This window comes from Amycolatopsis sp. NBC_01488 (assembly GCF_036227105.1).
Lineage (GTDB): Bacteria > Actinomycetota > Actinomycetes > Mycobacteriales > Pseudonocardiaceae > Amycolatopsis.
This window is the reverse complement of sequence record NZ_CP109434.1, coordinates 1,330,666-1,344,580: the sequence shown is the minus strand read 5'-3', so window position 1 is coordinate 1,344,580 and position 13,915 is coordinate 1,330,666. Positions and strand designations below refer to the sequence as shown.

Below are 13,915 nucleotides of genomic sequence, written 5' to 3'. Positions count from 1 at the left end.
CTGCGATCGGGCGTTCCGGGGCCCTAACTTGGGCCAGGTCAGTTGAAAATTCACCCACCGGGGAGCTGAAACCGGATGTTCGGACGAGTCAAGGACGTGGCCCTGCTGCTGGGGAGGATCGGCGTCGCGGTTGTCTTCCTCGCGCACGGGCTCCAGAAGTGGAACAACGGCATCGCCGGCACGGCGAAGTTCTTCGAGATGTCGGGCATCCCGCTGCCCACGGCTGCCGCGGTGTTCGCGATGACCGTCGAGATCCTCGGCTCCGTCGCGTTCATCGCCGGGTTCCTGCTGCCGCTGGTCGGCATCGGGTACGTCGTGATCTCCGTCGGCGCGCTGCTTTCGGGGCACATCGACAACGGCCTGACCGGCCAGGGCGGCTACGAGCTGGTCCTGGTGCTCGCGCTCGCCGGGCTGGCGCTGGGCTTCAACGGCGGGCGGCTTTCACTCGACCACCTGCTGTGGGGCCGCAGGCGCGCCCGCCGCGAAGTCGAAGCCGGTGAGCTGGCGAACGCCTAGGTCGGGAGGTCCGCCGTGGTGCGCTCCGCGTCACGGCGGGCGCCCAGCTTCGCCTCGTCCGCGTTGCTCACGTGCACCAGGTGGACGCCGGCGGCGAGGGGGACGAGCAGGCCGTCGAGGATGTCCTCCGGCCCGTCCCAGTCCCTTGTGGACAGCACGCGGTCGTCCGCGCTCAGGCCGAGTTTCGCCGCGCGGGCGCGGGCCTCGGCCAGCACCTCGTCCACAGTGGACTCGAACAGCGCGGCCGTGTCGCCGGGGATCGGGAAGAGCGGGGTGTACTGGTCGCCCGCCGCGCGGGCCTCCGTCAGGTAGTCGAACGCGCCGCCGCCCGGCGCCTCGGCCAGCCCGCGGCCCATCGGGTCGAGCGTGACGACGGCGGTCGCCGCCGCGCCGGTCGGCTCCGGGTCGTCCGGGCCGACGAACGCCACCCGCGCGCCGGCCCCTTCGGCCACGACGCGCGCCCCGCACCACCACGCCCCGAGCAGCACGCCGACGGTCTGCCAGTGCGCCGGGAGCTGCACGGCCACCGCGTCGCCCGGCTCGACGTCGAACTCCTCGGTCAGCCAGTTGGCCGTCTTGGCCGCCCAGTTGGCGGTCGTCGCCACCGACAGCTCGACGCGGCTGCCCAGCTGGTCGTCGTAGTGGGTGATCAACGGTTTCGCGGGCGAGGCCAGCAGCGGGCGCAGCAGCTCGTCGGTCAGGCTCATGCGGACAAGGCTAAAGCGCGGACCAGGTGCCTCGCCGGTTGACACGGCTTCTCGAAGCTGAGTACCTTTATTTTGCAAGCAAAGGTATCTCGGAAGCTGGGGGACAGCCATGTCCATTCTCGTCACGGGCGCGCGCGGACACGTCGGGCGCGCGGTGCTCGACGCGCTCGTCACCGCAGGCCAGGACGTCCGCGCGGCGAGCCGCGACGCCACCACGCTCGACGTCCCGGACGGCGTCGACGCGGTGAGCGCCGACCTCGAAGATCCGTCCACACTGGACGTCGCGCTCGACGGCGTCTCGGGGGTGTTCCTGTACGCGCGGCCCTCGGGGGTCGAGGGCTTCGTGAAGGCGGCCGAAGCGGCCGGCGTGCGGCACGTGGTGCTGCTGTCGTCGGGGGCGACGCTCGAGCCGCGGTCCTCGCAGAGCCGGATCGCGGCGCTCCACCGCGCGGTGGAGCAGGCGCTGATCGCGGCGCCGTTCGCGGAGACGCTGCTGAACCCGGGCGCGTTCGCCACCAACGTCCTGGGCTGGCGCGCGGACATCGCCGAGGGCGTCGTCCGCACCCCGTACCCGGACGCGCGGATCGGCGCCATCCACGAGCGCGACATCGCCGACGTCGCGGCGCGGATCCTGGTCGACGGCTCCCACGGGGGCGAAGCGCTGCCGCTGAGCGGGCCGGCGCCGATCACGTTCCGGGAGCAGGCGGAAGTGCTCGCGGACGTCCTCGGCCGGCCGCTGCGGGTCGAGGAGGAGACGCCGGAGCAGACGACGGCCCGCATGACGGCGCTGGGGTGGCCGCCGGAGGTGCCGCCGGAGGTCCTGCGCGCGTGGGAGCGGACGACGCGGGAGCCGTCGGCGGTGACAGAGGTGGTGCGTGAGGTGACCGGGAACGCGCCGCGGACCTTCCGGCAGTGGGCGGAGGACCACCGCGCCGACTTCGCCTGACCAGGACGCGCTTTCCCAGGAAGGCGACGCTAGTTGACGCAGGGGACTCCGTCGGAGGCCTGGAGCAGCGGCGCCGCGGCGGGGGCGGCGCCGCTGCCCGATCCGCCGCCCGCCGGGGCTCCGCCCGGGGCCTTCGCCGCTGCCGGTGCCGAGCGGCCCGCCAGGCCCGCCACGAACTCGCGGACCGCCGCGGGATCGACCTCCACGATGCTCTGGCCGTCCTCGCTGCGGCCGTTCGCCGTGATCACCGGGATCGTTGCGAACGTCAGGTCGCCCGACGCGATGCCTTTCGCCTGCTGCGCGAACTGCAGCAGGTCGAGCCCCGGGTCCAGGGTCAGCGACCGGTGCACCGCGTCCATCAGGCCGGCCAGCGTGCCGGGGCTGGTCAGCGTGCCCGCCGAGAGCACCTGGTGCAGCGCCGAGGACAGGAACGCCTGCTGGCGCACGATCCGGTCGAGGTCGCCGCGCGGCAGGTTCTTGCGCTGGCGGACGAACGAGAGCGCTTCGCCGCCGGACACCGTCTGCTCGCCGCGGCGGAAGTTCGCGCCCGAATCCTTGTCCTCGGTCGCGTGGTTCAGGCACACCTTGACGCCGCCGAGCGCCTCGGTGAGCAGGTAGAAGCCCAGCAGGTTGATCTCGGCGTAGTGGTCGATCCGCACCTGCGTGAGGTCCTGCACCGCCTGCACCAGCACCCGGCGGCCCTCGGTGTCGGAGTCGCGCTCGATCTTCGCCTGGTCGCGCTCGCCCTGCTCGCGCAGTTGCTGCGCGAAGTGCGCCTTCGCGATGCCGTAGGCGGAGTTGATCTTCGCCTTGCCGCGGCCCGGGATGTCCGTCCACGTGTCGCGCGGCACCGAGACCGCGGACGGCTTCGAGCCGTTCTTCGGCACCCGCAGCACGATCACCGTGTCGGTGTTCACCGCGCCGCCGTTGGCTTCGGTCCGCAGCTCCTTCAGCACCCGCGGCGGGAGCTGGTTGCCCTGTGCGTCCGTCCGCGCGTCGCTGCCGACGAGCAGGATGTCGTCGGCGCCGTCGTCCGCGGGCGGCGGCGCGGGCTCGCCGGCGCGCGGGGTGAGCGCGTCGGTCGTCGGGACCGTGCTCTGCAGCTGGTCCTTGGTGACGTAGGCGTAGCCGCTGGCGCCGAGCGCGAGCACCGAGACGAGCCCGACCGCGATCCGGCGGGTGACCCGCCCGGCCCGGCGCACTCGCGAAGGCGCCACCGGAGCGGGGGCCACCGCACGCGGGAACGGCGACGGCTTCCACTCGGGATCGTCGCGCTCCGTCACCGGCTCCGCGACCGGATCCGGCTTTTCCTGCTCGTCTTCCACCCTGGCTTACCTCCCCCGACCACCCTGCGTGCTCAGTCTAGTTGACGCAGGGAACGTCGCCCGCGGTGATCGGCGGCGCGGCGGGGGTGGTGGACACCGGGGCCGAGGGCGGGGCCGACGACGTCGGCGCGCCGCCCGAGCCCGCGGCCGAGCTGCGGAAGTCCTTGCCCAGCAGCACGCGCACGTGCCCGGCGGTGACGTCGCGGTCCGGCTCGGCCTGGACGCCGGCGCCCAGCGCCTGCTTGACCAGGTCCAGCGCGGCGGTGTCGGCCGGGTTGTACCGGACGACGGTGGTGGTGCGGGTGCTCAGCTTCTGGTCGGCGGCGACGGTGAAGCCCTTGCCCTGGAGCATGGTGTGCGTCTGGCCGGCCAGCGTCGGCGAGCCCGAGCCGTCGAACAGCTCGACCGTGACGGCCTTCGCGCCGGGCAGCTGCGTGGCCGTCGGCGTCGACGGGGTGTCGCCGTCCGACGTCAGCCGCGTCACCTCGGCCTGGACGGCCGCCTGGTCGACGCGCAGCACGTCGGCGCCGCCGATCACCGCGTTGCCCAGCGTCGGGATGGTGTGGAACTCGATGTTGCCGCCGGTCAGGCCGCGCATCTGCTCGGCGAACTCGGTCAGGTCCCAGCCCTGCGAGACCACGACGGACTTCTTCACCGCCGACACGAGGTCGGCGATCTTGCCCGGGCTGGTCAGCACGTCGCTCGAGATGACCTTGCGGGCCAGCCCGGAGAGGAACGCCTGCTGCCGCGCGATCCGGTCGAGGTCGTAGTTGGGCAGGCCGTAGCGCTGGCGGACGAACGCGAGCGCCTGCACGCCCTCGATCGTCTGGCGGCCGCCCGGCAGGTCCACGCCGGACTTCGCCTCCTTGACCGGTCCGTTGAGACAGACCTCGACGCCGCCGATCGACTTGGTGATCTCGTAGAAGCTCGCCAGGTTGACCTCGGCGTAGCGGTCGATCATCCCGGGCTTGCCGATGAACTTCTCGATCGTGGCGATCAGGTTCTTCCGCCCGGCGACCTTCGCCTGCGCGTCGGCCTGCTTCAGGTCGGTCATTCCCTGGCGCTGCAACGTCTTGTAAGTGTCCGTGTACGCGTAGACGAACGCGCTGTTGAGCTTGTGCTTGCCGTAGCCGCCGGCCAGCTCCACCCAGGAGTCGCGGGGGAACGAGATCGCGACCGCCTGTTTCCCGTTCTGGGGGATGTGCACCAGGATCATCGTGTCGGTGTTCAGCTCGCCGTCCGAAACGCCGGCGTGCAGCATGTCCAGCACCTCGCGCGACAGCGGGTTGCCCTGCGCGTCGGTGCGGCTGTCCTGGCCGACCAGGAGGATGTCGATGGCGCCGTCGAGCGGCTTCGCGTGCGCCTCGGTGTCGGCGAAGACGTTCGTGGTGGTCAGGCCGGTGTTCGGGTCACCGATGAACTGCCAGCCGTACCAGGTCAGGGCCAGGATCGCGACGGACAGCAACGACACGACGACCTTGCCGCCGCGGCGTGCGAACACCGCGACGCCGTGGTTGCGGCCCGCCGGGACGGTCGGCGCAGGCCAATCGGTCACGCGCTTCCTCCCCTGTGAAACCCCGTGCTTCCCCCAGGGCACCGATGTGCCTCCACCATGACTCTACTGAGGGTGTTGTCAGGCCTCCGTAGGCTGGGGGCCGATTGCCCCGGTCGGGGCCGAGGGAAAGGCGGGAAGATGCGGGTCCTGGTCACCGGGGGTGCCGGCTTCATCGGGTCGCACTACGTCCGGCAGGTGCTCACCGGCGCCTACCCGGCGCTGCGCGACGCCGAGGTGGTGGTGCTGGACAAACTCACCTACGCCGGCAACGAGGCCAACCTGGCCCCGGTCGCCGCCGACCCGCGGCTGCGGTTCGTCCGCGGCGACATCTGTGACACCGCGCGGGTCGCCGAGGTCATGCGCGGCGTGGACCTGGTCGTGCACTTCGCCGCCGAGTCGCATGTGGACCGCTCGATCCTCGGCGCGGCCGACTTCGTGCTGACCAACGTGCTCGGCACGCAGAACCTGCTGCAGACGGCGCTGGAAGCGGGCGTCTCGAAGTTCGTCCACGTCTCCACGGACGAGGTGTACGGCTCGATCGAGACCGGCTCCTGGACCGAAGATCACGTGCTGGAGCCGAACTCGCCCTATTCGGCGTCGAAGGCGTCCTCCGATCTGGTGGCGCGCTCCTTCTTCCGGACGCACGGGCTGCCGGTGTGCATCACGCGGTGCTCCAACAACTACGGTCCGTACCAGTTCCCCGAGAAGGTCATCCCGCTGTTCGTCACGAACCTCCTCGACGGGCGGAAGGTGCCGCTCTACGGCGACGGCCTCAACGTCCGTGACTGGCTGCACGTGGACGATCACTGCCACGGCATCCAGCTGGTCGCCGACGGCGGCCGCCCCGGCGAGATCTACAACATCGGCGGCGGCACCGAGCTGACGAACCGCGAGCTGACGGAGCAGCTGCTCGCGGCCGTCGGAGCGGGCTGGGACAGCGTCGAGCCGGTCGAAGACCGCAAGGGCCACGACCGCCGGTACTCGGTGGACATCACGAAGATCGCGTCAGAGCTGGGGTACGCTCCGCGCGTGTCCTTCGAGGACGGTCTGGCCGCGACAGTGGCCTGGTACACGGACAATCGCGCGTGGTGGGAGCCCCTGGCGGAGCGGGCCGCGCTCAACAAGTGAGGATGTGCTCGTGCGGCTGACGGTGCTCGTGCCCGGCGGTTCCGGACAGCTCGGCCGCGACCTGGCCGCGCCGGCGTCCCCGGACGTCGACGTCATCGCCCCCGGCTCGGCCGAACTGGACCTGACGCAGACCGGTCAGGTCCTGGCGGCGGTCGGCGCGCTGGCCGACCGCGCCCGCGAGAACGGCTCGGCCCCGGTGGTGGTCAACGCGGCGGCGTACACGGCGGTCGACCGAGCGGAGACGGACGAGGACCGCGCGTTCGCGGTGAACGCCGACGGCCCCCGGGTCCTGGCCGCGGCGTGCGCGTCCCGGCGGGTACCGCTGATCCACGTGTCGACGGACTACGTCTTTTCCGGCGATGCCACCACGCCGTACGAGCCTTCGGACGAGCTGGGTCCGCGTTCGGCGTACGGCCGCACCAAAGCGGCGGGTGAAGACGCCGTGCTCGGCTCGGGTGCGTCGTCCTGGGTGGTGCGGACGGGGTGGCTGTACGGGCGTTCGGGTTCGAACTTCGTGAAGACCATGGCACGCCTGGAGTCTTCGCGACCCGAACTGTCCGTTGTGGACGATCAGATCGGCGGTCCCACGTGGACCGCCGACCTGGCCGCGGGGCTCATGGAGCTGGCTGCCCGGGTGGCGGCCGGTGACGGGCCGGAACGCCGGATCCTGCACTGCACCAACGCGGGCTCGGTGAGCTGGTGCGGCTTCGCCCAGGCGATCTTCACGCACCTGGGCGCGGACCCCGCGCGGGTGCGGCCGTGCACGTCGGCGGAGTACCCCCAGGCAGCGACGCGGCCGGCGTACTCGGTGCTGTCCCCGGCTTCGTGGAAAGAAGCGTGGCTGACCCCGATGCGGCCCTGGGAAGAAGCCCTGGCGGCCTACTTCCGAGCTCAGTGACGGCCTGAGGCCAGCCGGTACGCGCCGACCGTCAGCTCGGCGCACGTCCGCCACGTGAAGTTGGCCGCGTGCGCGCGCCGGGAAGCCGACGTCGCCGCCGCGTGCGGGTCCGTCACCGCCGTGCGCAGGGCCTCCGCCAGCCCGTCGACGTCGCCGTACGGGACCAGGCTCGCGCAGTCGCCCGCCACTTCGCGCAACGCCGGGATGTCCGTGCACACCACCGGGACGTCCGAGGCCATCGCCTCCAGCACCGGCAGCCCGAACCCCTCGTCGCGCGACGGCAGTACCAGCGCCGATGCCCCGGCGACCACCGTCCGGAGGTCCACATCGGACAGATAGCCGGTCTGGAAGGTCCGGGCGCCACGCGGGAACGGGCCGGGACCCGCGAACACCAGGTCCGGCAGGTCCGGCGCCGCTTCGTGGGCGCGGGTCAGCCAGTCGAGGCCCTTGCGCGGGCCCGCCGCTCCGGCGAACAGCAGGTACCGCGCGGGCAGTCCGAGCCGCGCGCGGCGCTCGTCGTCCGGCGGGCGCGCGGTGAACCACGCCGGGTTGACGCCCAGCGGCGTCACCACGATCTTGTCGCGGTCGACGTCGAGGCGCTCCGCCACCGAGTCGGCCACCGCCGCCGTCGGGGTGCAGATCACGTTCGCGCGGCGGGCACCGCGGCGGACCAGCTCCGGCAGCCCGTGATCGCTCGGAGCCAGCTCCGCGGGGTTGTCGAAGAAGGCCAGGTCGTGGATCGTCACCACGCCCGCGGCGCGGACCCGGCCCGGCAGCACGAAGTTCGTGCCGTGCACGACGTCGGTCGGCCCGGCGAACAGCTCCACCGGCGGGAAGTCCGACCGCATCCACGCCATCCGCAGCAGCCGCGCCGCCACCGGCATGCCGCGCGCCCGCGCGCCGTACGGGAGGACGTGCCGCAGCCGTCGCCAGCCCCGCAGCGTGAACGCCACCGCGCGCGTGTCGACCTCGGGGATCGACACCAGCTCTTCGATCAGCGCGGACGTGTACCGGCCGATGCCGGTGCGCGCGCCGAGCAGTGGGGTGCCGTCGAGGAGGACGCTGAGGGATCTAGCCACGACGGAGCCGTTGCTTCGCGACCTTGAAGACGCGACCGCCGACGCGCCGCGCCAGCTCGCCCGCTCCGCCGGCCGCGAGGTATTCCCGGACCAGGTCGGCGTCGCGGCGCAGCATCGCGCGGCCGCGCACCGCCGGCGTCGTCACCAGGTCCGCGGAGCCGGGCAGCCGGTCGGCCGCCGGACGCGGGTCGCGGCAGAACTCCACCAGCGGCTTCAGCGCTTCGGGCCAGGTGTAGCGCTGTGCGACGACGGCGATCCGCTCGACGCAGCCCGCGGCGAACTCCTCGTCGTACAAGCACTTTTCCAGGGCTTCGGCCAGCGCGTCGGCGTCCTCGGCCGGGACGACGACGCCCAGCCGCTCCGCCCGCACGAGGTCGGCGAACGAGTCGCCGTCGGTCGTCACGATCGGCAGGCCGGCCCACAGGTAGTCGAGGACCCGGGTGCGGAACGCGAACGTCGTCTCGACGTGCTCGTAGTGCGTCGTGACGCCGCAGTTCGCGTCGAGCAGCCAGTTCTGGCGCTCGTGGTAGGGCACCCACTGCTCGTTGAAGTAGACGTGCTTGCCCGTCAGCCCCAGCGAATCCGCCAGCCGGATCGTCCGCGTGCCGATGTCCATCTCGGCGACCTCGGGGTTCGGGTGCTTCATGCCGAGGAACACCAGCCGGACGTCGCCGCGGCGACGCCGGAGCGTGTCGATCGCGCGGACGAGCGTCAGCGGGTCGAACCAGCTGTAGACCCCGCCCGCCCAGAGCACGACGTGGTCGGTGCCGCCGAGGCCGAGCGTCGAGCGCAGCCCGGGGCCGGTCCGCGTGGGCGCCTCCGTCGACAGTCCGAAGGGGACGACCGCGAGCAGCGACTGCGTCGTCGGGTCGGCGTCGTAGAGCCGCGGCGAAAGCCGGCCCAGCGCGGCCAGGTGGCCGAGCCAGAGGTGGCGCTGCCGCTCGGACGCGCAGAGGAAGAAGTCGCCGCGCTCGATCTGGGCGTCGAGCACCCGGGTGACGCCGGCGAGGTCGGCCGCGCGCTGGTCGTCGGCGACGCCCTTGCCCTGCTCCAGCAGCTCCAGGTGCATCGGGTCGTAGAGGTCGGCGACGACGATCTTGCCGCGGTGCTCCTTCTTCAGCGACGGCGCGAGTTCGAGCACGTGACCCTGCAGGACGACGACGTCGGCCCAGACGATCGGCGCCTCCAGCTCGCGGTGCTTGCCGGCGCTGACGCGGAACGGCGCGGGCGGCGGCGTCGCGAGGGGGTTGGTGGTGACGAGGTGGACGTCGTGCTCGGCCGCGAGGGCCAGCGCGATGTTCCAGGCGCGGATCGCCGGGCCCGCCATCCGCTCGGTGAGCGCGTCGCCGGTGATCACGAGGATCTTGCGGCGCTGGCCGAACGCCTTCTCGATGCCGAACGCCTCGACGAGGATGTCGTGCGCGGCGAGGTAGCGCGGCAGCGGGTAGGCGGGCTCCAAAGCCTTGCGCAGCAAGGGAAGCAGGTCGGCGTCGGTGCGGACGCGGGCGGCCTGCTCGACCGCGCGGGACTCCGCCAGCGACGGCAGCTGCTCGACGAACTGGTCGATCGCGAGGATCCCGGCGAGCGTGGTGCGCGGGATCGCGACGTCGCCGGACTCGATCGGGCCGACGCCCTGCTCGAGGTCCAGCTGGGTGGCGTCCAGCTCACCGCGGGCGGTGGCCCGGCGCACGGCCAGGGCGAGCGCCGCGGGCAGCGCGCGGGCGAGCGTCTCGTCGGAGAGGTTCTTGTAGAGCGCGGCCAGGGCGTTGCGCTCCAGCAGGAAGGTCTCGCGGCCGGTTTCCGGCGCGTCGACCGCGGCCATCGTGCCGTGGTGGCGGTGATGGGTGAGCGATTCCGGGACGTACCGGACGCGCCAGCCGCGCAGGTTGAGCCGCCAGCCGAGGTCGACGTCCTCGTAGAACATGAAGAACCGCTCGTCGAAGCCGTCCAGCTCGGCGAACACGGCCGTGCGGACGAACATCGCGGAGCCGGTGCCGAACAGGACGTCCTTCGCGACCTCGTGCTCGGCGGCCGGGACGTCTTCCAGGGGCGAGCCCGCGTGGCGCTTGTAGCCCATGCCGAACCAGGTCAGGCCGCCGTCGACGAAGTCGGTGCCGGTGCCGTCCCAGTCGAGGACCTTGCTGGCCACGGCGGCGACGCGGGGTTGCGCGCGCAGCTCGGCGACCGCGGCGGAGACCCAGCCGGGCGCCGGGCGGGCGTCGTTGTTGAGGAAGCCGAGGACAGTGCCCTTCGCGTGCTTCGCACCCAGGTTGCAGCCCCCGGCGAACCCGGTGTTGCGGCCGGCCTCGATGACGCGGGCCTGGGGGACGGCCTCGCGGATGCGCGCGGCTTCGTCCGAGTTGTCGACGCAGATCAGCTCGAGCTCGCGGTAGTCGTGCTCGGCCAGCGCGCGCAGGCAGGTGATCGTGTCGTCGGCGCCGTGGTAGTTGACCACGATCACCGAGACGAGCGGTTGCGGTTCCCCCTGCGCCAAAGCCAGCTCCTTCGTCGGTGGGCGCCAGCTTAAAGGCCCGCCCAAGCCTCCCAGACCGCGCCTCGGCCGAGGGCCGTGTGCCGGCCGATCTCGCGACGCGCGCGCAACGTCGCTGGTAGCCGCGCGGCCACCTCGGCCAGGACGCGGCAGCGCAGGCCGAACCGGAAGTTCGGCGCCTCGGGCCGTCCGGGACGCAGCGGCAGGACGGCGGTCAGCACCGCGAACTTGACCAGCTGCTTCACCGCGACGTCGCGGGGCGCGCAGCGCAGCAGCATGAGCAGCCGGTTGCGCTCGTTCCAGCGGTGGAACAGCGGCGAGCCCAGCTCGGTGCTGACGCCGTGGGCGTGCCGGACGCGGGCGTCGGGTGCCGCGACGACGTCCCAGCCGGCCAGCCGCAGTCGCCACGCCGTGTCGGTGTCCTCGTAGTAGCAGAAGAACCCGGCCGGGACGCCGTGCACGCTGCTCAGCGCGTCCGTGCGGAGCAGGGCCGCGCCGCCGCAGAAGGCGAACACCTCGCCGGTGGGCTCGGTGAGGTCGGCGCCGTGGCCGTCGGCCGTCAGCCGCACCCCGGCCGACTGCGTGGTGCCGTCGGGCCGCACGAGCCGCGACGTCGCCGCCGCGGCCAAGGGCGCTTTGTCCAGGGTGTCCTCGAGCGTCGCGAGCCAGTCCGGCTCGGGTTCGGCGTCGTCGTTCAGCCACGCCATCAGTGGAGTGTCGACGCGCTTCGCCGCGACGGCGAGCGCGCCCGCGTAGCCGGTGTTGCGGGCGAGGCGAATTACTTGCGGACGCGAAGGATGGGCCGCGAGCAGGGCGGCGGTGCCGTCGTCGGAGGCGTTGTCCACCACGAGCGTCCGATGTGGACGCGTCTGCGCGGCGAGCGCGTCGAGGCAGGCGGTGACGTGCCTGGCACCCCGCCAGGTCACGACGACCACCGTGGTGGGGGGATTCGCGGTCACGTCCCGCACAATAGCCGCGTGCCCGAACTGGTCGTGCTCGCCGAGCAGCTCCTCGCGCCGGTGCCCGGTGGCACCGGGCGGTACACGGCCGAGCTGATTCCCGCGCTCGCGAAGACCGCGCCGCCGGGCTGGACGGTGTCCAGCGTCGTCGCGCGGCACGCCGACGTGGCCGCGGCCCGGCTGGAGGGCGTCGAAGGCCCCCGGGTGCTGCGGATCCCGCCGCGGGCGCTGATCGGCGTCTGGCAGCTGGGGCTCCCCTGGTGGCCGGGTGGCGACGCGGTGCACGCGCCGACGCCGTTCGCGCCGCCGCGCGCGCCGGCCGGGCGGACGTTGAGCGTGACCGTGCACGACACCGTGCCCTGGACCCACCCCGAGACGCTCACCGCGCGCGGGGTCAGCTGGCACCGGTCGATGATCGCGCGGGCGGCGCGGCGCGCGTCCGGGCTGGTGGTGCCGACGCGGGCGGTCGCCGACGAGCTGGCGGTGCTGATCGACGTCGACGTTCCGGTGCGCGTGGTGCCGCACGGCGTGCGGGTGCCGCCGGGGTCGGCGCCGGTGGACCTGCCCGCGCGGTACGTGCTGGCCGTCGGGACGATCGAGCCGCGCAAGGGCATCGACGTGCTGATCGACGCGGTCGCGACGCTCGAGGACGTGGTGCTGGTGCTCGCCGGGCAGCCGGGCTGGGGCGACGTCGACCCGGCCGCGCTGGCGGCGGAGCGCGGTCTGCCCGCGGACCGGCTGCGGATGCTGGGGAAGGTGTCGGACGCCGAGCTGGCGACGGTGCTGCGGCAGGCGAACGTGCTGGCCGTGCCGAGCCTCGCCGAGGGGTTCGGCCTGGGGTTGCTGGAGGCGATGGCGGCGGGGGTCCCGGTGGTGCACACCGACGTCCCGGCGCTGGCCGAGGTGGCGGGCGGCGCGGGGATCATGGTGCCGCGCGGCGACGCGACGGCGCTGGCCGCGGCGTTGCGCAAGGTGCTCGGTGCACCCTCCGTGGCGGCCGGCCTCACCCGATCAGGGAGGGAGCGGGCGCGCGCGTTCACCTGGCGTCGCGCGGCGGAAGCCGTCTGGGCCATCCATGTCCGGGCCAACGCCTGACCGGTTTGCCAGTTCCCCACCATGACGCAGGGTCGCCGCCGTACCCTGCAGGGGTGAGCGATGATCCCCGGGTCCTGATCGACGCGACCGCGGTTCCCGCGGACCGCGGCGGGGTCGGCCGGTACGTGGATTCGCTCGTCGCCGCCCTCGAAGCGGACGGGGCGCGCATCACCGTCGTCTGCCAGCCCCGGGACCTGCAGCTTTACGATCGGCTGGCGCCGCGCTCGCGCGTCGTGCCCGCGTCGCCGACGACGACCACCCGCACCGCGCGGCTGACCTGGGAACAGGCGACGTTGCCCCGGCTGGTGCGCCGCCTCGGCGCGGACGTCGTCCACTCGCCGCACTACACGATGCCGCTGGCCACGTCGGCGGCATCGGTCGTCACGCTGCACGACGCGACGTTCTTCACCGACGCCGTGCTGCACTCGTCGGTGAAGGCGCGCTTCTTCCGCGCGTGGACCGCGACGGCGTTGCGCCGCGCGACGCTGTGCGTGGTCCCGTCGGCGGCGACGGCGACGGAACTGGCCCGCGTCGGCCCGGTGCGGCACGCTTTGCTGGAAGTCATTCACCACGGCGTCGACACCGAGCGGTTTCACCCACCGTCACCGTCGGAAGTGGCGGCTGCCCGTTCGGCGGTCGGCCTCGGGCGGACGCCGTACGTGGCGTTCCTGGGGGCGCTGGAGCCGCGCAAGAACGTGCCGGCGCTGATCCGCGGGTTCGCCAGGGCGGTGGCCGGGCAGCGCGACGCACCGGCGTTGGTGCTGGCCGGGCAGCCGGGCTGGGACACGCAGGTGGAGCGGGCACTGGACGCCGTCCCGCACCGGCTCCGCGTGATCCGGGCCGGATATCTGCCTTTCGGGACACTGGCCGGGTTCCTCGGCGGCGCTTCCCTGGTGGCTTACCCGTCGCTGGGCGAGGGTTTCGGGCTCCCGGTGCTGGAGGCCATGGCGTGCGGCGCGTGCGTGTTGACCACCCGCCGCCTGTCACTGCCCGAGGTGGGCGGCGACGCGGTGGCGTACTGCGGCGTCGGCGCGGGTGATGTCGCGGCGGGACTGTCGGAGCTGCTGGCGGACCCGGGCCGCCGGGCCGAGCTGGCGACGGCGGCTCAGCAGCGCGCGAAGGAGTTCTCGTGGGCCACGACCGCGGAGCGGCACCGAGAGGCGTACGCGCGGGCCTGGTCGCGCCACCTCCGCACCCGCTGAGCGCAGCTGGCCAG

General features: G+C 73.1%; 12 protein-coding genes. 6 read left to right on the top strand and 6 right to left on the bottom strand.

Annotation, left to right across the window (positions count from 1 at the left end; translation table 11 throughout):
* Positions 1–75 precede the first annotated feature (75 nt).
* Entirely contained in the window at positions 76–516 is a 441-nt protein-coding gene (locus OG738_RS06255; RefSeq protein ID WP_329051980.1) for a DoxX family protein, read from the top strand.
* Here the strand turns inward: OG738_RS06255 and OG738_RS06250 are convergent.
* Complete coding sequence (locus OG738_RS06250; protein ID WP_329051978.1) at positions 513–1,223, bottom strand: TIGR03089 family protein; 711 nt, start codon at positions 1,221–1,223, stop codon at positions 513–515. The genes OG738_RS06255 and OG738_RS06250 overlap by 4 nt on opposite strands.
* Before the next feature lie 109 nt (positions 1,224–1,332).
* Here OG738_RS06250 and OG738_RS06245 point away from each other — a divergent pair, with 109 nt between their 5' ends.
* Entirely contained in the window at positions 1,333–2,169 is an 837-nt protein-coding gene (locus OG738_RS06245) for an NAD(P)H-binding protein (RefSeq protein ID WP_329051977.1), read from the top strand.
* A gap of 29 nt (positions 2,170–2,198) precedes the next feature.
* Here the strand turns inward: OG738_RS06245 and OG738_RS06240 are convergent, their stop codons facing one another.
* Together OG738_RS06240 and OG738_RS06235 are read right to left on the bottom strand one after the other, a co-directional pair.
* Entirely contained in the window at positions 2,199–3,494 is a 1,296-nt protein-coding gene (locus OG738_RS06240) for an LCP family protein (RefSeq protein WP_329051975.1), read from the bottom strand.
* 37 nt (positions 3,495–3,531) lie between these two features.
* Entirely contained in the window at positions 3,532–5,049 is a 1,518-nt protein-coding gene (locus OG738_RS06235) for an LCP family protein (RefSeq protein ID WP_329051974.1), read from the bottom strand.
* A gap of 138 nt (positions 5,050–5,187) precedes the next feature.
* On the opposite strand from OG738_RS06235, the gene rfbB reads away from it, so the two are divergent.
* Positions 5,188–6,177, top strand: a complete 990-nt coding sequence (gene rfbB, locus OG738_RS06230; protein ID WP_329051972.1) for a dTDP-glucose 4,6-dehydratase — start codon at positions 5,188–5,190, stop codon at positions 6,175–6,177.
* A gap of 4 nt (positions 6,178–6,181) precedes the next feature.
* Positions 6,182–7,075 carry a dTDP-4-dehydrorhamnose reductase gene (gene rfbD, locus OG738_RS06225; RefSeq protein ID WP_329051970.1) on the top strand — a complete coding sequence of 298 codons (894 nt, stop codon included), beginning with the start codon at positions 6,182–6,184 and terminating at the stop codon, positions 7,073–7,075.
* Here rfbD and OG738_RS06220 read toward each other — a convergent pair.
* The 3 genes from OG738_RS06220 to OG738_RS06210 are packed head-to-tail and all read right to left on the bottom strand — an operon-like array spanning position 7,069 to position 11,613.
* A complete protein-coding gene (locus tag OG738_RS06220) occupies positions 7,069–8,154 on the bottom strand; it encodes a glycosyltransferase family 4 protein (RefSeq protein ID WP_329051968.1) in 1,086 nt (361 codons plus the stop codon). The two genes, rfbD and OG738_RS06220, sit on opposite strands and share 7 nt — an antisense overlap.
* Entirely contained in the window at positions 8,147–10,648 is a 2,502-nt protein-coding gene (locus tag OG738_RS06215; RefSeq protein WP_329051966.1) for a glycosyltransferase, read from the bottom strand. Before OG738_RS06215 ends, OG738_RS06220 begins: the two co-directional genes overlap by 8 nt.
* A 29-nt stretch (positions 10,649–10,677) precedes the next feature.
* Positions 10,678–11,613, bottom strand: coding sequence for a glycosyltransferase family 2 protein (locus OG738_RS06210; RefSeq protein ID WP_329051964.1), 936 nt, complete (start codon positions 11,611–11,613; stop codon positions 10,678–10,680).
* Positions 11,614–11,622: 9 nt separating this feature from the next.
* Between OG738_RS06210 and OG738_RS06205 the strand changes: the two genes are divergently transcribed.
* On the top strand, positions 11,623–12,699 hold the full coding sequence (locus tag OG738_RS06205; RefSeq protein ID WP_329051962.1) for a glycosyltransferase family 4 protein: 1,077 nt from the start codon (positions 11,623–11,625) through the stop codon (positions 12,697–12,699).
* A 53-nt stretch (positions 12,700–12,752) separates the two neighbouring features.
* Positions 12,753–13,901 (top strand): glycosyltransferase family 4 protein, encoded by a 1,149-nt coding sequence (locus tag OG738_RS06200; RefSeq protein ID WP_329051961.1) that lies wholly within the window; start codon positions 12,753–12,755, stop codon positions 13,899–13,901.
* Positions 13,902–13,915 lie beyond the last annotated feature (14 nt).

What these genes read in the sequence shown, in the direction of transcription:
- OG738_RS06255 (WP_329051980.1), top strand. Translation starts at nt 76, where the DNA reads ATGTTCGGACGAGTCAAGGACGTGGCCCTGCTGCTGGGGAGGATCGGC.
- OG738_RS06250 (WP_329051978.1), bottom strand. Translation starts at nt 1,223, where the DNA reads ATGAGCCTGACCGACGAGCTGCTGCGCCCGCTGCTGGCCTCGCCCGCG.
- OG738_RS06245 (WP_329051977.1), top strand. Translation starts at nt 1,333, where the DNA reads ATGTCCATTCTCGTCACGGGCGCGCGCGGACACGTCGGGCGCGCGGTG.
- rfbB (WP_329051972.1), top strand. Translation starts at nt 5,188, where the DNA reads ATGCGGGTCCTGGTCACCGGGGGTGCCGGCTTCATCGGGTCGCACTAC.